Annotated in this window: 22 protein-coding genes and 1 pseudogene; 5 read left to right on the top strand and 18 right to left on the bottom strand. The window is 41.7% G+C overall.

The genetic code is table 11. The features are described from left to right. Positions 1-3: 3 nt before the first annotated feature. The 4 genes and pseudogenes from ABE613_RS01130 to ABE613_RS01120 form a co-directional block, all read right to left on the bottom strand. The gene (locus ABE613_RS01130; protein ID WP_347375388.1) at positions 4-1170 is read right to left on the bottom strand and encodes a PP-loop family protein; all 1167 of its coding nucleotides are present in this window, start codon (positions 1168-1170) and stop codon (positions 4-6) included. A 4-nt stretch (positions 1171-1174) separates the two neighbouring features. Then, positions 1175-1500, bottom strand: a pseudogene (locus ABE613_RS15125) (tRNA threonylcarbamoyladenosine dehydratase); the annotation flags it as partial. 175 nt (positions 1501-1675) lie between these two features. Continuing rightward, entirely contained in the window at positions 1676-1864 is a 189-nt protein-coding gene (locus ABE613_RS01125; protein WP_235250678.1) for a helix-turn-helix domain-containing protein, read from the bottom strand. Next, positions 1861-2304 (bottom strand): sigma-70 RNA polymerase sigma factor region 4 domain-containing protein, encoded by a 444-nt coding sequence (locus ABE613_RS01120; RefSeq protein WP_235250679.1) that lies wholly within the window; start codon positions 2302-2304, stop codon positions 1861-1863. Before ABE613_RS01120 ends, ABE613_RS01125 begins: the two co-directional genes overlap by 4 nt. A 414-nt stretch (positions 2305-2718) precedes the next feature. On the opposite strand from ABE613_RS01120, the gene ABE613_RS01115 reads away from it, so the two are divergent. Then, positions 2719-3051, top strand: coding sequence for a helix-turn-helix transcriptional regulator (locus ABE613_RS01115; RefSeq protein WP_328284220.1), 333 nt, complete (start codon positions 2719-2721; stop codon positions 3049-3051). A 141-nt stretch (positions 3052-3192) separates the two neighbouring features. Here the strand turns inward: ABE613_RS01115 and ABE613_RS01110 are convergent, their stop codons facing one another. The 9 genes from ABE613_RS01110 to ABE613_RS01070 form a co-directional block, all read right to left on the bottom strand. Further along, positions 3193-3570 (bottom strand): hypothetical protein, encoded by a 378-nt coding sequence (locus tag ABE613_RS01110; RefSeq protein ID WP_235250680.1) that lies wholly within the window; start codon positions 3568-3570, stop codon positions 3193-3195. Between the two features lie 17 nt (positions 3571-3587). Further along, positions 3588-4520 carry a ParM/StbA family protein gene (locus ABE613_RS01105; protein ID WP_347375387.1) on the bottom strand — a complete coding sequence of 311 codons (933 nt, stop codon included), beginning with the start codon at positions 4518-4520 and terminating at the stop codon, positions 3588-3590. A gap of 111 nt (positions 4521-4631) precedes the next feature. Next, positions 4632-5420: a class B sortase gene (gene srtB, locus ABE613_RS01100; RefSeq protein ID WP_235250684.1), complete on the bottom strand. Its 789-nt coding sequence runs from the start codon at positions 5418-5420 to the stop codon at positions 4632-4634. A gap of 53 nt (positions 5421-5473) precedes the next feature. Next, positions 5474-6691 carry a CHC2 zinc finger domain-containing protein gene (locus ABE613_RS01095; RefSeq protein WP_235250685.1) on the bottom strand — a complete coding sequence of 406 codons (1218 nt, stop codon included), beginning with the start codon at positions 6689-6691 and terminating at the stop codon, positions 5474-5476. Positions 6692-6757: 66 nt separating this feature from the next. Beyond that, positions 6758-7702: a hypothetical protein gene (locus ABE613_RS01090; RefSeq protein ID WP_235250686.1), complete on the bottom strand. Its 945-nt coding sequence runs from the start codon at positions 7700-7702 to the stop codon at positions 6758-6760. A 103-nt stretch (positions 7703-7805) separates the two neighbouring features. After that, entirely contained in the window at positions 7806-10043 is a 2238-nt protein-coding gene (gene recD2 / locus ABE613_RS01085; RefSeq protein ID WP_347375386.1) for an SF1B family DNA helicase RecD2, read from the bottom strand. A gap of 34 nt (positions 10044-10077) precedes the next feature. Then, a complete protein-coding gene (locus tag ABE613_RS01080; protein WP_347375385.1) occupies positions 10078-11121 on the bottom strand; it encodes a YqaJ viral recombinase family nuclease in 1044 nt (347 codons plus the stop codon). A gap of 34 nt (positions 11122-11155) precedes the next feature. Then, positions 11156-12298: a transposase gene (locus tag ABE613_RS01075; protein WP_347375384.1), complete on the bottom strand. Its 1143-nt coding sequence runs from the start codon at positions 12296-12298 to the stop codon at positions 11156-11158. Positions 12299-12651: 353 nt separating this feature from the next. Continuing rightward, positions 12652-12846: a 2-ketoisovalerate ferredoxin oxidoreductase gene (locus ABE613_RS01070; protein ID WP_347375383.1), complete on the bottom strand. Its 195-nt coding sequence runs from the start codon at positions 12844-12846 to the stop codon at positions 12652-12654. Between the two features lie 244 nt (positions 12847-13090). Here ABE613_RS01070 and ABE613_RS01065 point away from each other — a divergent pair, with 244 nt between their 5' ends. From ABE613_RS01065 to ABE613_RS01055, 3 genes are all read left to right on the top strand, one after another. Further along, a complete protein-coding gene (locus tag ABE613_RS01065) occupies positions 13091-13408 on the top strand; it encodes a helix-turn-helix domain-containing protein (protein ID WP_297874360.1) in 318 nt (105 codons plus the stop codon). Positions 13409-13765: 357 nt separating this feature from the next. Continuing rightward, positions 13766-13960, top strand: a complete 195-nt coding sequence (locus tag ABE613_RS01060) for a DUF3173 domain-containing protein (protein WP_154322052.1) — start codon at positions 13766-13768, stop codon at positions 13958-13960. 33 nt (positions 13961-13993) lie between these two features. Continuing rightward, positions 13994-15178, top strand: coding sequence for a site-specific integrase (locus tag ABE613_RS01055; protein ID WP_347375382.1), 1185 nt, complete (start codon positions 13994-13996; stop codon positions 15176-15178). Between the two features lie 78 nt (positions 15179-15256). On the opposite strand, the gene guaA is transcribed toward ABE613_RS01055, so the two are convergent. The 3 genes from guaA to ABE613_RS01040 form a co-directional block, all read right to left on the bottom strand. Beyond that, a complete protein-coding gene (gene guaA / locus ABE613_RS01050; RefSeq protein WP_347375381.1) occupies positions 15257-16804 on the bottom strand; it encodes a glutamine-hydrolyzing GMP synthase in 1548 nt (515 codons plus the stop codon). Between the two features lie 173 nt (positions 16805-16977). After that, positions 16978-18339 (bottom strand): MATE family efflux transporter, encoded by a 1362-nt coding sequence (locus ABE613_RS01045; protein ID WP_235232345.1) that lies wholly within the window; start codon positions 18337-18339, stop codon positions 16978-16980. Positions 18340-18404: 65 nt separating this feature from the next. Beyond that, the gene (locus tag ABE613_RS01040) at positions 18405-18635 is read right to left on the bottom strand and encodes an HPr family phosphocarrier protein (RefSeq protein ID WP_235232346.1); all 231 of its coding nucleotides are present in this window, start codon (positions 18633-18635) and stop codon (positions 18405-18407) included. 57 nt (positions 18636-18692) lie between these two features. On the opposite strand from ABE613_RS01040, the gene ABE613_RS15120 reads away from it, so the two are divergent. Further along, on the top strand, positions 18693-18911 hold the full coding sequence (locus ABE613_RS15120) for a DUF6774 domain-containing protein (protein WP_420370568.1): 219 nt from the start codon (positions 18693-18695) through the stop codon (positions 18909-18911). Positions 18912-18960: 49 nt separating this feature from the next. Here the strand turns inward: ABE613_RS15120 and ABE613_RS01035 are convergent, their stop codons facing one another. Together ABE613_RS01035 and ABE613_RS01030 are read right to left on the bottom strand one after the other, a co-directional pair. After that, complete coding sequence (locus ABE613_RS01035) at positions 18961-19620, bottom strand: MarR family winged helix-turn-helix transcriptional regulator (RefSeq protein WP_235232347.1); 660 nt, start codon at positions 19618-19620, stop codon at positions 18961-18963. A 135-nt stretch (positions 19621-19755) separates the two neighbouring features. Next, a complete protein-coding gene (locus ABE613_RS01030; protein WP_235232348.1) occupies positions 19756-21009 on the bottom strand; it encodes a Wadjet anti-phage system protein JetD domain-containing protein in 1254 nt (417 codons plus the stop codon). Positions 21010-21016 lie beyond the last annotated feature (7 nt).

Here is a 21016-nt window from a genome sequence, read left to right as displayed (position 1 = left end):
ACTTCACTCGTTACTTTTACTACAAGTATAATCATCCAGAAAATTATATTTCGCACCATCCATCTGGTATCCGATTACTTTCCTCAAATTAATATTCTTTACACTATTAAAAATATTAACATCCATTACATCACTGGTTTTTCGAAACTGCGCAATCAGTTTCTTCATCTCATCTCTCTTAGATCCTCTTCCGCCTCCGCAACTTACACAATTTTCTGTAAAACGACAGGCGCATTGAATAAAATATAATCCATTGGAATCCCTCCAGGATTGAATTGCGTCTTCCCTCACGAGGTACAATGGACGTATTAATTCCATTCCTTCAAAATTCTGACTATGAAGTTTTGGCAACATAGTTTCAATCTTTCCACTGTACAGCATGCCCATCAGGATTGTCTCGATTACATCATCAAAATGGTGTCCCAGAGCAATCTTATTACATCCCAGCTCCTTTGCCTTTGAATACAAATATCCTCTTCGCATCCTTGCGCAAAGATAGCACGGATTCCTATCAATAGTTGCCACCGTATCAAAAATATTTGTCTCAAATACAGTAAGCGGTATACCAAGAAGTTTTGCATTATCTTGAATTATTTTCCAGTTATCTTTATTATATCCAGGATTCATAATCAAGAATGTTGCATCAAAATTGATCTCGCCATGTTTTTTCAGTTCTTGTATTAATTTTGCAAGAAGCATGGAATCCTTACCTCCAGAAATACAGACTGCCACCCGATCCCCTTCCTGAATCAATTGATATTCATTCAAAGCCTTGGTAAAAGCCCGCCAGATTGTTCGCCGATATTTTTTGATAATGCTGCGTTCGATCTCTTCTTTCTTCTTCTCTTTTTCTTTCTGAGAATCCTCCTGCATGAATCTGGATAGAGACAAACGCAAGTAAGCACGATAGCCACCCTCCACATTAACTGCACGATAGCCCTCATTCACCAGTTCTTGTACATATTCCTGACTTCTGTCCCCAGTATGACAGATCAGATAGATGGTTTTGGTCACGTCCAGTTCCTTTTTATGTGCTTCCCATTCATCCATCGGGATATTCACTGCTCCCGGGAACGTTCCCCTTTGAAACTGCTCATTTGGACGAATATCTACAACAATCCTTTGATTAGATTCTATCTTCTCTAGTTCTTCTACTGTAATTTCCCACATAATTCTAATCCTCATAATTTCTAGCAAGGTTTTTTATCACTTCTCCACTAGGATCAGTCCGACGACTATCGGGACAACTGCCACACTGCCTGAAAGGTCTCTTCTCTCGATATATTTATGCTGTTCTTCCGATGAACAGTTGAAATGAGTTCTGCAGCTAATGGACATATCCTCCAGCAGTCGTCTCGGATTTTCCTCAGAACACACGACTTTCAGTTTTCTTATGCCATGTTTCTTCAGTTCCCGCCTCATGACCTTTGCCAGAGGACACATCCTAGTCTGACAGATATTAGCAATGCAGAATACACTTGCATCCAGCTGATTACCGGAACATTTTTCTTTTGGGTCTGCTTGAACTCATATCTGAGAGAATGTATTAGTTCTTACAACAGCTTTTATCGTGACCTTTTTCCTTTGCATTTTTATGGCACGCATATTACCATCTAATCCCTATCAAGTCAATAGGTTTATCATGTTAATGTGGCACATTTCAACGAATATCTCTTTACACCAATTCGTGATATGTCCTAATACACTTCAGTACTTCAATTCTCAACTCCTGATACAAATCCTCATCAAATCTTCCATTAATCAAAGAGTTTTTTATTAATAGAGGCCGAAACATTTCCAGTATCTGCAATATTGCCTCCTGATCTCCCATCTGTGCTCGAAATAGCACCTCCTCAAAATTCATGATTTTTCACCTCCCATCCATTTTCTAATCTTACGGATTGCATAATAATAAATTCCTTTCACCTTGTAAGGTGGCAAACCATTAATCTGGCTTATATCATCAAACGTCCGTTCTTCAAACACATGCTGATAGATCAGTTTTCTCTCATCCTCGCGCAATAAGAGTAATGCCTCGACAAGTTTTTGATCCCTCATCTCGTCCCATTCAGGATAGCACCCATCTACCTCTCTCATTAACAGTTCTTCACGATATTCCATCTCCAGACTCTCTTCTACCAAAATGCTATTTTCTTCCATTATCAGATTCTCTGCCGGCATTTCATTACTGTTAATCCTCAGCATTTTTCTCAAATAATTTTGTCTGGTTCCCCGGATCTGTGCCAGTATGTATGCAGTAAATTGGTTTTTTATTTTCGAACCAGTATAAGTATGTTCATCCATTTATTTATCCTCCTGTATTCTGATTTCATTTTTCTTTTGAAATCCCAGAAGGCGGGGACCGACACCGAATTCCATTGTTCGATAATATTCGACAAACAAAAAGAAAGTCGAATTGGCTATTACCTAATTCGACTTTCCATATTATCCATACTATTTTATGTGCTAAACCACATGTTATTAACGCATATTCCGCATACTCACCAGAAGGGTGTTCCACATATTGGTATAAGATTTTTTTAATAAATTCTTGCTATGTCTATACCGATCTGTGTAACTCAATCAGACTCTTCTCCCAAATAACATTCTTATTCTCTATTCACTTCACGCATTATATCGCTCTAGTTCACGCAGCATAACACATTTCATATACTGCCGAACTAGAGTAAAATATATGCATTAAGTGAGGTGATGAAAATGATGGTTAAGAAATTGCTCGGAGATCTGGTCAAAGAAGAGCGCCTTCGCAGAAATCTTTCACAGAATACTCTAGCTGAGAATGTGCACGTTTCGCTACGCACAATATCCGATATTGAAAACTATAATGCTAACCCCAGACTTGAAACTCTGAGTCTATTAGCCAAATACTTGAATATTTCGCTTGATTCCGTCATCTTCCACGACAATCCACCTGCAGATCCTTATATCGAACAGATCATTTATGAATTAAATGATTGTACAGATGAAGAAAAACAACTGGCTTTACATACGCTCCGTGGACTCCTTGAAGGTCTCCGAAAACAAAAGTAATTCTTTTCATTCTCCACTTCACCATTGTTTGATTATAGAATGGCCATTTATGAGCGACTTATGAGCCAGTTATGAATGACTTATGAATTGAAAAACTTTTCGACAAAATTCGAAGCAGCCCAATCAAGGGCTGCTTCTTTTCTATATACCTCGGAATGCATCCAATGCATTTGAAATATTTCTTATAATATGATCATCAAGAACAATCGGTTCCTCTTCTGAACCAGACAGATCCATGACTTTCTCATCCGGAGCTGCCCTTTCTTCAGTGACATATTTCTTTTCCGAGATTGCTTCTTGAATCTCTTTCTTTACAATTGTTTTAATCAATGGCAGTAGGAAAGACTTGTCCGGATTCAAAGAATCAGTTTCTTTTCCCTCGCCAAGATAATGAAGTACTGCGCTGGCAATGAAATCCGCCTTATCTTCCGTATTATTTAAAATCTCAACGACTTTTTGATGGGAAGCATTATTCTTCTTAAATCCAATCGTGAATTTATTGGGGTTCTTTTTTGTCACAACAATCACTTCCCATTCTATTTGCTGCTTTCATACATACGATACAGAAGATCATACCCTTTTGCATTGGCACGTAGGTCATCAATGAACAGATAACGTCCCAAACGGTCTGATTTCTCTAAAAATCGCCTGAGCAGAATAGAGCCGCCGCCAATGAAAACGGTATAAGCAGATTTCGTATCCACACCTCGTTCACGAATACTATTCAGAAGATCTGTGACATAGTCCTGTACCATATTCTCAACCGCCCGGACTACATACTCATCATAAAACTCTGTTTTCCCACGAATGATACTTTCCACATCTATTTCTTCCAGCAGCATGTCATATTCACTGTTGACTTTGGAAATGATCTCATTACACATAGTAATGATGCCCTTTTCCAATGAATCACAGTAATCCATATCTGGCTTTCCTCTTCTTAATAGCAGATAATCTGTTGTAAATCCCCCAATATCAATTCCTACTGCTTTCGGGGCTTCCCCAATCTTATCCATTTTTGTCATCATGGCAGCTAAATCCTGCACAAAAGCCCTCACATCTTTCATACACAGATGATATTCCTTTCCACAGTATTCCACCTGAAACACTTTTCCATCACCTTTAAAATATTTCTCATATTTGTCATACAGCTCTTTGTAATGCTTTGGCGGAAGTCCGATTGGAAGTTCAATCTGAATCACATCATCTGGCTGAATTTGTGTCTTGTCTTCCAATTCCATAGCAATTGCAAATAATGTAAGCACAAAAAATCGGGAGTCTGAAGTCTTATCCCTTTGATATGGGATACGGCGTTCGCTGAGCGTATAATACTTGTCCTGATACCGCAGATATACCTCGCCCCTAGCAGGCTTCTTATCCATTTCTGTCAGTCCTGTCGTGAATACATGATTACAGGTCTTCATATTACGGTTGCCCTGATCTACGGCTACTCTTAATTTCTTAATCATAAATGATCACTCCTTTTTTTCTTTCTACTTACTCTGTACGTACTACCTACGTAAAACGCAACCACACCCTCAAAAAATGTGAAAAGGCACCAGCAATAGCTGCCGATGCCTTCATTCATTATACATCTTTATGTTCCTCTCCAGTTTTCCATGCACCAGGTATCGATAATTTCGATCCGAGTTGACACAGGTAGAAAGCGTAACGATATGATCCGTATCCGTAACTTCCGTTCCTGTATCATAGGCAGCGTAGGATATAATCTTTTCCAAAAAGTCTTGATAATCTTCCAGTTCTGGAAATCGGTAAGTGAAACCCACACTTCCTGTCATTCCCGCATAGCTGGATACGATCCGGTACTCTAAGATGCCGTCCGGAAGATAGATATAAAAGCAAGGATACTTCTCAAATAACGATTTTTCCTGATATCTGTCCAACGTTCCGAACATACTTCCATTCTTCATATTATGCCCATACACAATCGTATTACTGTCCGTAAACTCCGGCTGGTTATGATAGTCGATAAAGATACTGCCATTCTTGTTTTCCTTCCCATCAAACATATGATGCAGATAGTAAGAATTGTCCTTTCCCTGCACAACCGGATAACTAATGTCCAGTGCCGGTATCTGGATCCATGCTACCACATCCGGATTCTGAGCCTTTAATCCTTCAAAATCTACCTGAAGGAACGTAAATCCTGAATCATCTTCTGGATCCGGATCATTTTTACCCTGCTCATCTGTTTCTGGATCCTGTACGTACTCCATAATTTCTTCATACGTACGATCGCCTTTCTGATACTCCAGAAAAATTCCTATTAATTTGCCTACGGCAAATATAAATATAATGAACGATGCAATCATCATAAACAGTAGTGGTACATTTCTTTTGCCTTTCATAAATCTTCTCCTTTCAAGAAAGACCAGAGCAGAATACTCCGGTCCTCCAGTTTCTATAATCTTTGAGACATTTTATCTGTCTGATTTATGTACAAATCATAATAGAGATCATCAATTCCTTTGATTTGTCCACGCCATTCTTTGTTTTCATCCGTATTCCAAAGCATGCGCTTCACCGGTAATGAGCATTCCCTGCAAAGTTCGTACAGTTTCCTGCACCCACTTTGAATGATTTCCCTTTTTTTTACCTTATAAGGACACTCTCCAATCCTGTTACTCTGCGTGCATTCGCTGCATTTACTATACTGTCTATCACAGACAACCGGCATCTTCTTGTCCATGTCATAAGTCTCATACACAAGCTGAAGATTTCTTTTGGAAAGGCTCTCCAAAATTGGGCGAAGATTCCGCTGTTGGTTCACTCCGGGCATACATAAGAACGTAGCTCCGGATAGATAATGAGCAATGGTTCCTTTTAAAGCGCCTTCTGTCACATACACTTCTTTCGCATCCAAATTCCCGATTACATGAACCGGGCTGCCAGATGAGACTCCATATTGGTAATTTACACTAGAAAACCAGATATACTTTCTGGAATCTGTCACATGATCCAGCCGGATCTGAAATCCCTGGATCAGACCTTCCATGGAAAGAATCGGGATCAGGAATCCGGAATTCTTTGCTGAAAAATGAATCGTCCATTTTCCATCCTGATCCTGATAAAATCCCGGCACTCCCTCTACCATACATCCTTTTTCCTGTAGTTTCCTGGTCAGACTTTTTAATCCAAAGAGAGGAACGCTCCGATATCTTTGCATCTCGATCTGCTCGTCCGTAAGCCCTCTCGCCAGCAAGTCTTCCCTGTGCTTTTCTGATAACGTAAGATAGGAAAGCAGCATGGAATAGGTATGGTTGATTTCCGCATCCGATGCACGGTCACTATTTTCGGGAATCTCAGGCTCCGGCTTTTTCTCCGGAATCTTATAATCATCCCGGTATTGTCCCAGGTTTAATGCCTCCCGGATCTGCCGATTTGCTTCTGCCTTGGAGAGTCCATATAATTTGGCGTATAAATCCAACATTCCCCCCTGCTCATTGCAATAATTACAACGGAAGACGTTTTTCCTGATATTGACATTCATCTTTCCCGTTTTATGGTTGCAGAAAGGACAGTCCACATCATAGGAACTGGGATTTTTCCGACGCACCTGCAGATTCAGTACACGCACCACATCGCGGATATCGTAATCAAACCCTGACATGTCATACATCCATATTCAAGCCTCCTTTCCCCTGCAGCCAGATAGCTGACTGTGGGTCTTAACAGGCAGAATCCACTATCCTGCCATTGGTAATGCTTTATTTAACAAAAATTTAGCTGCAGCCGGAACCGCATTGTTATTTCCGGAATAACTTCTGGCAAACCAGTCCAGACTTTGCGGACTTTCTTTTGCCACCTGGCCCATAGTCTTGCCGCCATATTTCCCTTTGCCCGGAATCTCAACCTGCACCGCCTGCTCATAAGTCATATGCTGCAGAAGTTCTTCTACCGGTAGGGAACCGTCTAGCGCAATTCCCACTGTACCTGTCGCCATGGAATTCATTCCCGGCTGCTGGCCATAGGTATTTTGCATGGATGGCTGACCGATGATGGAGCCATTTGCCTGTGCCTGTTGGAAGAACTGTCCCATCATGCCAGACTGTAGCTGCATCGGCGGAATGGAACCACCCGTCATCTGCCTTTCAGGCTGTTGATACGTATTTTCAGTCGATTGATAATCAGCCCGATTCCCGCTATAAGGACTCTGCACAGTTCCTGAATTTTGAGATGACTGCGGAATCTGAATCCCGGCATCCACCTGTTCCGGATCATTTTCTTCACCTACATCCGCAAACTGAAGTCCAAACCCGGCATCTGACAGTGCCCGTCCGACAGCAGCCGTTTCCGCAAGTTCCAGAAATTTCGCTCCAAAATTCGGATCCTCTGACCGGAATTTCTGTGAAAACGCATTAGCAATAAAGTTATCCTCTGCGTCACACTTATCCAGATAAATTCTCGCTTCCACCAAAGCTGCATTTTCTGAAAAACTGCGGACAATACTAATAATCTTTCCCATGGGATATACCAGACGGAACCAGAGTTTCCGGTATTTCACATCCAGATACAGCTGGTCTTCCTGTCCTTCCTTTTCCAGTCTTCTTGCAAGTTCCACAGGATTAAATCCTTCCACCCGGTTGAGTGCTGCAACAGCTTCTGATTTGTCATATAAGATTGATTTCATTCGTTCTGCTCCTTTCGATTTCTGTTCAAAATAAAAGCAGACGAAAACCCTACATAGAGTAATAGTCTGCATTTCTCTGAGATTGTAATATTTCTTAAAATTTTTATACTGCAAGTTTTAACTGTTCCATTTCCTGCGCAGGCTTATTCCGGCTTTGATACTGGTCATAATAGCTGCAGATTCTCTCTGCAAGCACTGTATTCCTCTTTCCACTGTCATCGGTATGAATCGCCTGACATACTGCGTTCCACTCCCCGACCAGATAGACTTTGGACTTGGCCCTGGTCACTGCAGTATAGAGAATGTTTCGTTTCAGCATAACATAGAATGCCTTCACCCACGGAATAATCACTACCGGACACTCCGATCCCTGTGATTTGTGGACCGTAATCGCATTTGCATGTTCAATCATTTCCATCTGTTCCAGCTCATACTCTATCATCCGGTTCTCCGTAAACTGGATACTGATCTTAAAGCTTCCTTCCTCGTCTTCATAAAAATCCAGAATGGTTCCCATATCTCCGTTGCTGATAAGTGCAGTATTTTTATTTTGTATGATCTTATCCCCAACCCGGAATACGTCTTTTCCAATCACAAGTTCTTTCTTTCCGCTGACTGGTGGATTGATGATATCCTCCAGCGTGCGGTTCAGTTCCACCACACCAGCCGCAGTCCTTATCCGGAAAGGGGTCAGGATCTGCACCTGGTCGAGACCATTTCGGATGACTTCCTCCTGATAGAGTCTCTTTACGGTATCTGCAGTTTCTTCTGTCCCTTTGCAGGGTACAAACACAAAATCATCACCCAGGATCAGGTTGGTTTTTCCCTCCTGCATCAACTTTGCATTCACTGGTATGCTGCTTGTGGCACCCTGACGATATACAAGGTCAAGCACTGTGACCGGTATCAGACCACATTTGATAAGCTGACGAAATACATCACCGGCTCCCACCGAAGGAAGCTGGTCCACATCCCCCACGAGAAGGATCCTTGTATTCCCTTTGACTCTCTGGAAAAATTCATAAGCCAGCCGCATATCCACCATGGACGTTTCATCCACATTGACAAACCCTGCCTCCAGATAGGTAAACTCAGCCGTATAATCTTCTCCCAGAAGCCCCAGTGCCATATGCATGGTCGAGGCGTTCTGATTACCCGTACTTTCTGCCATCCGTCTTGCGGCTCTGCCGGTCGGTGCCATTAACTGCACTTCAGACTTACATTTCATGCCGTGAATATAAAGGATTACCTTTAAAACAGTTGTCTTTCCGGTACCCGGACCACCTGTAATGATGCTGATGGGATTGGCAAACACCATCCTGACCGCCTGTTTCTGCTTTTCTGACAGTGTAATTCCCAGGACTTTCTGCGCCTGTACAAGTTCAGTCTCCACATCAAGCGATTCCATAGGATAAAGAATCCGCCTTGCAACCATGGCTGCGGTCTGTTCCTCTGCTTCAAACTGGCGGAAGGTATAGACCTTTTCCCCATCTAATACAATGCTGTTCTGCATGACCAGACGGTAGAGTACATTGCTTACATTCTGAGCAGTCACTGCCTGAAAAGTCAGATCTTTATTCAGCACTTCCAGTACCTGTTCTGTTAAAATTTCCTGTTCCAGATAAAGATGCCCTTCCTTCATAGCCTCACTTAACACGTAACTGATGCACCCGGAAATACGCATGGGATCATTCAGCGTTTTCCCAAGTGCCCTGCCAATGTTATCCACTGTCAGGAATCCAAATCCCTTGACTGCACATAACATATATGGGCGTTTCCGGATGATATCCACAGATTCATCTTTAAATGTCTGCAGGATCAGATTCACTTTCTTTGGTGTCACTTTGTAAGGAGCCAGAAAGGTCATCAGCTCCCGAAACACCCGGTTCTTCCCAAAGGAATCCATAATCCCATGAAGTTTCTTTTTTGAAATTCCCGGAACGGAAAGCAGTTTCTCCGGCGTTTTTTCAATGACTTCCAGCGTATCCAGACCAAATTGATGATAGATGGCTTCCGCCGTCCTCTGTCTGACACCTTTTATTGCTCCAGAAGCTAAATATCCAACAATTCCTTCTTTCGTCCTGGGAACAATTTCCATAAAGGATTCCACTTTATACTGTAGACCATGACTTCCGTTTTCCCAGGCTCCTTCCATTTCCAGTTCAATCTGATCTGTAAGGGGCAAATTGTATCCAACAGCAGTAAACCCGATCATCTTTCGGGATGCCAGATACTTATCCCTTGCTGACAACGGCACCGAAGTATCCTGGGTACAATAGAGTGCTACAGTAAAACCATTTCCTTCATTCATATAAATCTTATTCACATATCTGCATCGCATCTTCCACATCCCTCCTGTCTGAATCTGCCAAACACTATGCAGCCTCCTTCTTTATACGAAACGTTCTGCTCTCAGTTGTCTTCGCATATTCTTCATAAATATCGGGATGCTGAATCTTCAGCTTTTCCATCTGCGCTTTTCCGATCTGTGTACGTTTTGTCGGATTATACGTAACCCGGTAACAATTCGTACCATCCTTTAAAATGGCTTTGCATCCGGCTCCTAACTGCTCCACAAAAGGCACACTGATCGCTCGCTGCTCCGCTTCGATCTCTTTTTTTCTTTTTTCAATTTGGGATTTTTCCTCTGCCAGAGCAAGATATCTTTCAAGATTTTTAGATTCCAGACATGATAATTCGATTTCCGGGAGACTAATGTCCGCATATCCCACAGATCTTCGGATACTATCTAAAATGAGGTCTGTCTTTCCGTTATACGGCGGTTCCACATGTTTTTCAACATATTCCTCCCAGAAGAATGCTTCCTGTTCTATTAGGTCTTCTTCATCCATCAGATCACGCTCCAGAAAACGGAATACAAATTCGTCTTCATTATTCCCATACAGACATGCAATATAAGCTTTCTGCATGTTCATGACCGACAGATAATGTTTGACCTGGAGCACATAATTATCCGGAATTGCATCATCATCCCATTTCTTACTTGCATTGTAATTACAGGTCTTACATTCAAGAATTCCATATGTACCATCGGGAAATAAAATAAAAAAATCCACATCTGCAAGCATGAACGGATACAGAGGATGCCGGAACATTTTTCTTACCGGAAATACCTTCAGTCCTGTCTTTCTGACAAAAATTTCTGCGACAAGATCTTCCAGCCGATGCCCGACTTCCTTTGCAACCCAGTTACTTTTTTCTTCCTCCGGAATAGCAGGCAGAATCCCCACCTTGTTGTTATATAGATCCCTGATTGTCGCAAACGGGGAGATTCCCATGATGGCGGCTACATCGCTGCCACCAATTCCCTTTTTACGATAATCAAGCCATTCCTCTCTCGTAAGTCCACTGATATCCACTACAATCTCCGGTTCATAATTCAAATTCAGTCCTGTCATTCTTTATTTCCTCCTTCTGATTTTTCTTATTGCCTTACCATTTGATTGCTCCGCCTACATCAAACTCTTTCCAGTCTAAAGCCAATGCACGGGTAATCTGTTCTTCCAGATTAATGATTGCTGCCCCCTGCATTCCTTCACAGGCTGCAAAGAACGATGCTTCGTTCATAGCAAAATAAATGTCATGTGCAGTGCAGGGTCCGTTTCCTTTCTGGAACTCAAACATTTCCGCCACATCATTGATCAATTTTTTTCGGATTCCCAGGCGTTTCATCAATAAACGAATACAATTCAGCGGATGATGGATTTCAATATCCATCAATTTCGTTATATCTGAAATTGCATCCTGATATCTGGAACAGAGCATTCTTAAATTTGCCAGAAATTGTGTCATATCAGCGCCACCGGTATGCGCCAGTTTAATTGGACTGCCAAGACTGATCGTCCTGCCACTGCTGGAACAAGTCAGCATCGGATACAGATTTGCTCCGCTTACTGCAACATCTGATGTCGTAAGCCTTACAGCGGGTGCAATGATATTATCGCTGATGCCATGATCACTTAAAGCATCCCTGTAAGTATCCAGAAGTTCCTGATTTCCCCCAAGTTCCCACATTGCGGAAACAATGGAATGATCGAACATTCCGGAACCTTCCACGTAACTGTTTCCCGGAAAATTGGTATTCAGAAACTGCATGGTCATCTCAAATACTGCCCGCATATCCAATATGCTGTAATCATGATGATCTCCACCGTGAACTGCAGATACTTTTCCATCTGCAATCTTGATCAGAGCATCCCCTTTCGCTACCTTCAGGCAATAATTCACTACCTTCGCATAATTTGCTGTTTCCAGTTTTCTAAGCCCCGATCCAGAAATTCCTGCCCGATCCAGAATTGTCCGGATTGCACAGGTACGCACCGGATAGGTCTCACCCTTAATTTTTAAGGCAAGCTGGGTATTATTCTCAGTATCCTCCAGGATCTCTTCCCAATTCTTTCCTACTGTGTCCTTCATTTTACCCGCTTCCTGAATAGCCGGAACCAGTCGCAGTGTTCTTGTAGGCTTACGGATCCAGGAAGATTCTTTTGCTCTCTGTGCCAAAAATTCCAGCATCTCCTTTGGGTCTGCAAACGTCGTCTGATACGCATCTGCAAAAATTCTTGTTTCATTCATGTGTCTTTCCACCTTTCTTAAAATAAGTTTTATCCATAAACAGCTCAAAGCTGGTTGTGGCTGCATCATCTGCCATTAAACAAATAAAAAAAGGAATGAAAAGAGTATTTCTCCATCCATTCCTAAATCTCTGGTATTTTACCTAATAAAACAAAAAGCATCACTACCGCGATACACACCGCATAGTGACACTTTATACAAACATAAACAGCTTATGCCAGACAGGAAGTTTTTCTCTGCCTGTTGATTCCGGGATTCACACAATCCCAGAACTTCCCTACAAGGGAATGCATAAAAAACAAACTATATCAGTATAGTAGCACAAGATATTGTTTGTGTCAATTCTATATATACTATATATTGTTTTCTATAATAAAAACAATATGCTCACCCAGGAATTCTTTACATGTCTGTTTTACCTTTCCGTACTGCTCACTGTCTTTCTTAGCAGCTCCTGCACACAATGCAGAAAGGGGACATCCCTCACAGTTGTTCTGCAAGGCTTCTTTAATCCATTCGATTTCCTGTTCTGTTCCGATTACTTTCATCTGACTCACCTCTATTACATCATACCCCGAAATCATACACATAACACATCTTTTTACTGATAACTTTTTAAATAAACGTCTGCAATCCGCCAGATTCTGTGTATATGATCATGTATGTTGTATTATATCCGCAAATTACGGATATAATCAATAATATTATTCTCTTTACTTTTAATACACCTATTTTAATCCGTAATTTCACTTTCGTAAATAGATTAAAATAAAGAAAACGAGGTGAGAAAAAATGGATGAAAAATATATTGCAGACCGAATCACAGAGCTGCGCCTTAGAAAAAATGTATCCGAATATCAAATGAGTCTTGATCTTGGTAAAAATAAAAGTTACATCCAGAATATCAGCTCCGGACGTTCTCTGCCTTCCATGAGCCAGTTTTATGAAATATGCCGTTATTTTGATATTACACCACAGGAGTTCTTTGATGAAAGGATTCATAACTTACCTCTTTATCAAAAAGCAAACGATCTTTTAAAACAGTTGGATGAGGATGATATGATGGCGGTTATATCCATTCTCAAAAGATTAACCTCCAAACATCCCTAATGATTCTTACAGGCTGCCTTTTATGGCAGCTTAATTTTTTTCCAAAATTCTTCCAATCTTCAAAATTTCATGACTATTTCTAAGTGAATGGGCAAGGCCCCAGATGTACCTTGATAATTTCATACACCTCTCAGAAGATTGATATAGGTGCTGCAGATAGTGCCTGCATTTATTGCGTGCCTGCAGCTTTAAGATTACATAGTAACGCCTTCTACGTGGCCTGGAAGGGCATAGGAACTGGATTCTGGGAGATTTACCATTTTTCGTCAGGCTATTTTACAATAGTAAAATTACTCTAAACTTGATATAATAATGGACAGGTATTGAAGTTTTATCCTGTCCGTAGAAAGGAGCAGAATGATTACAGTAACAAAAAGTGATTTGATAAAGTTAGGTTATGGTCCTTCTTTTTCAGCAGATATTATCCGGGAAGCGAAAAAGCTGATGATTGCCAAGGGCCATACTTATTATCAATCAAAGAAACTGGACAGGGTGCCAAAGGAAGCGGTTGAGGAATTATTGGGAATCACTTTGCCAGATACTGAAAACTAAGTGTACTTCTTGCATTAGAGAAGGAGTGTAACCATGGCAAAAGATCCAATCAAGAAAGCAACTAACGGAACCTATTATTTCAGGGCGAACTTAGGAAAACACCCTGTAACTGGGAAACAAATACAAAAATATCGCAGTGGATTTGCAACAAAGAAAGAGGCTCGGGCAGAATATTCAAAGCTTATTCTGTCTACACCAGATGAGCTTACTGAAAAGAAAGAGGAAGTGACTTTCAAAAAATTTATTCAAGAGATTTATCTTCCCTGGTATAAAACCCAGGTAAAAGAAAGTACATACAAGAACAGATATGCTACCATTGAAAAACACTTTGCCTATTTCTATAAGATGAATACTGACAAAATTGAGCCAATTCATGTGCAAAACTGGCAATTAAAACTGGCAAAAAACTACAGCCCAAATTATGTGAGGATTATACAGGGAATGCTTGCAGTCGCATTTGACAGAGCTATCGTTCTGGGACTTGCAAAGAAAAATCCGGCCAGAATGATCGGAAATGTCAAAAGCAGAAAACCGAAAATTGATTTCTGGACACTGGAAGAATTCCAGAAAGTCATTTCTCTACTGTATAAGGGGGATTACTATGAACACTACTTGTTCATTTCTTACTGGTTGTTATTTATGACTGGAATGCGAATCGGAGAAGCTGCGGCTCTGCAATGGTCAGATATTGATTTTGAAACAGGTATTCTCAGCATCAACAAAAATCTTTACTACAAAACCATGACCGACTACAAATTTGTAGAGACAAAAACGCAGGCTAGTATACGGGATATCGTTATAGATGATGATACGCTTAAAGAGCTGAAAGAATGGAAAGAAGTTCAACAGAAAGTTCTATCGAAATGTAATTTTGTATTAAGCTATAACGGAACGCCCACCAGCAAGACAACTCTACCAAGAGCCCTCGAAAAGCTGGCAAATCTTGCTGGTGTCCACCGTATTAAAATTCATGCCTTACGGCATTCCCACGCTTCCCTGTTAATCAGCATGGGAGAAAACCCATTAATCATCAAAGACCGTTTAGGACACGAAAAAATCCAAACGACTTTGGGAACCTATGGGCATTTATATCCAAACAGCAACTTTGAAGTAGCAAAGAAGCTGACAGGAAAACTTACCTATACACCTGCAACAGAAAGTGTGGCTGATTACACAAGCAATCAGTTCACAGCTGAGTATCATAAGCAGGTGAATTAAAAAATGCAATAAAAATGCAATTTTCAAAGGCCAAAGCCCGGAAGCCCCGTAAAATAAGGCTTTCTGGCCCACCGCCTACTATTCAAACTCTATTGTGCCCGGCGGTTTACTGGTCAAATCATACATTACCCTGTTCACGCCTTTTACTTCATTGATAATCCTGCTCATGACTTTCTGCAGTACTGCATAAGGCACTTCAGCTGCTTCAGCTGTCATAAAGTCAATCGTATTCACAGCTCTTAATGCCACTGCATAGTCATAAGTTCTTTCATCTCCCATAACCCCGACGCTTCGCATATTGGTAAGTGCTGCGAAGTACTGGCCTACGGTCTTGTTCATGCCTGCAGCGTCCATCTCTTCACGATAAATGGCATCTGCATCCTGCACGATTTTTACTTTCTCAGCGGTTACTTCACCGATGATACGGATTCCAAGACCTGGACCCGGGAACGGCTGACGATATACCAGTTTTTCCGGAATACCAAGTTCCAGTCCTGCTTTTCTTACTTCATCTTTGAAAAGATCGCGGAGCGGCTCGATAATTTCTTTGAAATCAACATAATCCGGCAATCCTCCAACGTTGTGATGGGACTTAATGACAGCTGATTCACCGCCGAGACCACTTTCTACAACATCTGGGTAGATGGTTCCCTGTACAAGGAAATCTACTGCACCAATCTTCTTTGCTTCTTCTTCAAAGACACGGATAAATTCTTCTCCGATGATCTTACGTTTTCTCTCCGGCTCTTCTACTCCAGCCAGCTTGTCATAGAATCTCTGCTGTGCATTGACACGTATAAAGTTCAGATCATAATTTCCATCTGGTCCGAAGACTGCTTCCACTTCATCTCCTTCATTTTTACGAAGAAGTCCATGATCCACAAATACACATGTCAGCTGATCACCGACTGCTTTGGACAGCAATACTGCTGCCACAGAAGAATCCACGCCACCGGATAATGCACAAAGCACTTTTCCATTTCCAACTTTTTCACGAATCTGCTTGATAGATTCTTCTACAAAAGAATCCATTCTCCAGTCTCCGGCACAGCCACAGACGCCAAGCACAAAATTTGACAACATCTTGGTTCCTTCTACTGTATGCAGAACCTCTGGATGAAACTGAATCGCATACAAGCCTGCTTCCGCATTTTCCAGAGCTGCTGTCGGGCAGTCTACCGTGTGCGCAGTAATCTCGAATCCCGGAGCTGCTTTGGAGATATAATCAAAATGACTCATCCAGCAGACAGTCTTCGGTGATACTCCCTGGAATACCGCAGAATCTGTTTTATCAATAAGTACCTCTGTTTTTCCATACTCTCTGACATCGGCTCTTTCCACCTTGCCGCCGAGCACATGCATCATAAGCTGAGCTCCATAACACAATCCCAGAACCGGAATGCCAAGTTCGAACAACTCTTTCTGGTAAGTCGGAGAATCTGCCTCATAGCAACTGTTTGGTCCTCCTGTGAGAATGATTCCCTTCGGATTCATCTCTTTAATCTTCTCAAGGTCTGTCTTATAAGAGTAGATTTCACAGTATACGTTACATTCTCTGACACGTCTCGCTACCAGCTGATTGTACTGGCCGCCAAAATCAATGACAATTACTAACTCTCTTTTCACCTGTGTTCCTCCCTGATATTTTCTCTCCTATCAAAACGGCATTTTCATTTGCCGGTAAATTATATTATAAAATAGCGGCGAAATATTTACAATAGGGGGACACCGATTTTTCAAAAAGGGACACGGCAAATCGAATCTGGGACGGAGGAAAATGAAAAAACCCCCGTCCCCAATTATACGATTGCATCTTTTTTCCAATTCCCTCTGAAGTAGCGGATGATGAAGCAGATGGTGCGGAATACCCAGTCGATGACCATGGCTACCCACACACCGAACACGCCCATGCCGAGATATTTTCCAAGGATGTAGCTGAATGCGATCCGGAAGATCCACATGGATGTGATAGAGATGATCATGCAGGTCTTGGCATCGCCGGAAGCCCGGAATGTTCCTGGAAGTGTGAATGCGAGCGGCCATATGAGGACGGCGCTGATTCCGTGGAAATGTATGATCTGTCTGGTTGTTTCTGCTGTCAGATCTGACAGATTGTATGCTCTTAGGATGAATGGCAGGATCAGGAAGATAAAGCCTACTGTTGCCGCCATGCTTACATAAGTAATGATCAGTAACTTTTTGTTGTAATATTTTACCTGTTCGTAATCACCGGCACCGACACATCTTGAGATGACGGTAGTGACTGCAAATGAGATTGCCATACCGGGCAGAATCTGGAACAGGGCGATGGCGTTACTTACTGCGTTAGCCGCAATCGCATAAGTTCCAAAAGTCGAGATCAGGCTTAACACCAGTATTTTCCCCAATTGGAACATACTGTTTTCCAGTCCATTCGGTACTCCGATACTCAGGATTTTCTTGACAAGATTCCAGTCAACACGATATCGGAAGGTCTTCTCTATATGCAGGGTCAGTTCTTGATTGCAAAGCAGCGTAATGATAATGACAGCTGCTGCCATACGGGATACCAGCGTCGGTATTGCCACACCTTCTGTTCCTCTGTGAAATCCATAGATCAAAATTGCATTTCCGCCGATGTTGATAATATTCATTATAATGGATACCTGCATAGGTATTCTGGAATTCCCCATAGCACGGAAGATGGCTGCTCCTCCATTATATAAAGCCATAAATGGAATGGAAGCCGTTACGATCAGAAGATAGATGTTCGCATGGTGCATGACATCTGGTTTGATCTTTCCAAAGATTCCATGCAGGATTACGTATTTTCCTGCGTATACCATCAAGGTGATAACGATTGCGCAAATGGTGATGAACCACACCAGCTGTGTAGCGGAACGGCATGCCTGCTCTTGCTTTTTCTGTCCGAGATACTGGCCCGCCACGACCACACCTCCGGTCGCCAGTGCCGCGAACATATTAATGAGCAGAACCATAATCTGATCCACCAGCGAGACCCCAGACACAGCCGCTTCTCCCACGCTTGCAATCATGATAGAATCCGCCATTCCGACAAGCACAGACAACAGCTGCTCAATGACAAGAGGGACAATCAATGACAGCAACATCTTATTGCTAAACAAATAATTACTTCGGTCTATTTTTCTTATTTCTCTCATAATATAAAAAACTCCTCACCGCACCTATTATACGCCAAGGAGTTTTTCTGCACAAGTTTTCTAACTTACGCTGCAACAAATTCTTCTATATCTTTCCAAAAATCTTGACAATCGTCCATGTAGACTTTCAATTCAATCTCTTTGTTAAAACCCATATTTACAATTCCTAATAGAGATTTTGCGTCTACAATAAATTTACCGCGTTTCATATCCATATCAAATGGATATTTTTCTGTCTTATGGACAAATCTGACGATTTCATCCAAGTTCTGAAATACTACAGTTTTCTTGCTCATTACAATCTCTCCTTTTTTTTGTTAAAAAAATACTAGCACAATTTCTTTTTAAAAAAAATGTACAAGTTGAACAAGAAAATTCTTCCACTTTTTTCATTTATCGAGCTATCTGCTCATTTATTCGATCATTTTTTATGTTTCCTTTCCACAATCGCCTGCAAATTGTCCGAATGTCTCTCTGATGATGAACTTTCCATCATGGCTGCCAGCTTTACGGCACTTGGTGATATGCTTGCAGTGATTGCTTTACGCCGGGATTCCTGTAAAGACAAGTAAATAAGAAAAGCAGCAATTCGATCATCAATAAGCAATCAATATCAATAAATTAATTTTTCCAGAAATCCAGGAGCTTTTTTAACAGTAGCTTTAATTCCGCCTGTTCTTCAGCATTCAACACTTCGAATAAAGCGGACTCGTCCATCCTTGGATTGCCTTTCTCTAACACAGATCTGCCTTCATCCGTCAACTGCACAATGCTTTTCCTTCTGTCATCTTCGTCTTTCTGACGAATAATAAGACCTTTCATCTCCAGTTTTGACAATATTTCACTTATAGAGCCCGGCTGAATTCTAAGAATGTCCTGTAGTTCTTTTTGACTCATCTGTCCCTTCTCAGCAAGTATTGCAAGAATCCCTTCCTGTCCGCCGCCCTGACGACCTCTACGATGAAGGAAATGTCCAGTCGCATGCATCAGTCCTGCCAGACTGTCTTCTTCGTGCATTCCTCTATGTTCTCCATGATGGTCTGACTGCTCATCATGGCTGCCGTGTTCTCCATGTCCGTGATGTCTGCCATGTCCTCTGCGTTCTCTTCCTTCTCCACGTCCTCTTCCTTCTCCATGTCCTCTTCCTTCTCCACGCTCGTGCATCTCTCCATGCTCTTGCCCTTCACCAAGCATAGCTCTTCTTCCTCTTCCACATTTCAAATCCGATATCGGGCAGTGATTCGGGCACTGTGTGCATACTTCTTTATTTTCTGATGTCATGATTATTCCTCCTTTTTATCTCGGTACCTAAATAATATAATATTTCTTTCCATTTATCAAGGTACCTAATTATATTTTTTAATAACAAAAGATCCTTCTCCTGGGAGCTTTTGTCATTGTGAATTCTTCTGTTCATCACACCAGTAATTCCTGCTCAATTTCCTGACCAAATTCCAGTATACATTTCTTTAATTCTTCCAGTTCGCCGGCATTCATGGCAGCAAGCCGCTCTTTCTTCCCGGCTTCTATCTCTACGCCGGCCCCAAGTTCCATTGCCTGGATATAATCTTCCTTACTCATCTTGTACGGTCGTAATTCTGGAATTACGTTTTCTTTGTTGAACTGAAAGATCCGGATTCCTCCATAATCCAAGTCTCCCCAGTGCCAATATTCAGTTCCTGCGTCAACTACATCCTTCAGTGTCTTTAAAAATCGTACTTCTTTCGGTGAGAAAAATCCATGACAGAAAATATACAATACATCCTCTTGATACTGCATCTTCTCATAATTAGCCTTATTCTCTATAACGATGATCTTCTTTACACCTGCAAGGGACTTTGGCATAGCATGCTCCAGAGCCTGAGCCCCAAGGATTGTTCCATATCGATTCAGAGAAGTATCAATAGCCACCGTTCCATCCAAAAGATATACCAGCGGTCCTTTCCACTCTAATGTCTGCGCATAAGATAAGATACCATGAACTTTCAATAGTTCATCATCACTCATTCCATCGGCATATTCCGGCGAATGCCTCAAAATAGTGATTACTTTACTTTCATACTTCTGTTCAAATATCTTCGATGGCGTCAGTCGTTCTTCTGGTATCTTCACATTACGGAATACTCGGGCGCTGAATATCCGTTTTTCTACCGGCTCTTGTAAATGAATCATTTCATCCAGACATTGATATAGCTTCTCATCTTCCATATCTTTTTGAAATGCCAGAGAGCAGAGTCCTCTTTCCAATTTACAGATCTCTTCTGCATAATAACCGGCAAGCCAAGTACCTTCTGCCTTCTCTTTCCATTTCTTCATCTGGGAAATATACCGTAGCTGTCTGCATCTCGGGTCTTCCATTCCTTCTCTTCTGCAGAGTTCCGGCATAATATCTATGGAATAATGAATCTTTTTTATATCCATATTCATATCGCGCCATTCGAATCGGATCTTCCCGGATTGTCCAAGCACAATATCACGTTCCAGCTCTCTAGCCTGTGACAAGAGATTCTTCTGACCTCCAAGGAGGCGGATCAGCTTCTGGTCCACCATGGGATGCCTCTCTCCAGAGAGCGTTCCTCTCCGATAGGCTTCCCCATCAATCTGACTGATCAGCCAACGCATCAGTGTTATTGTTTCTTTTGTTCCATCCTTCTTCTCTTTCTTTGCCACTTCTTCT

Source organism: Dorea chungnamensis (assembly GCF_039832125.1).
GTDB lineage: Bacteria > Bacillota > Clostridia > Lachnospirales > Lachnospiraceae > JAFBIX01.
The sequence above is the reverse complement of the archived record's forward strand: the minus strand, read 5'-3'. Positions and strand labels throughout refer to the sequence as shown.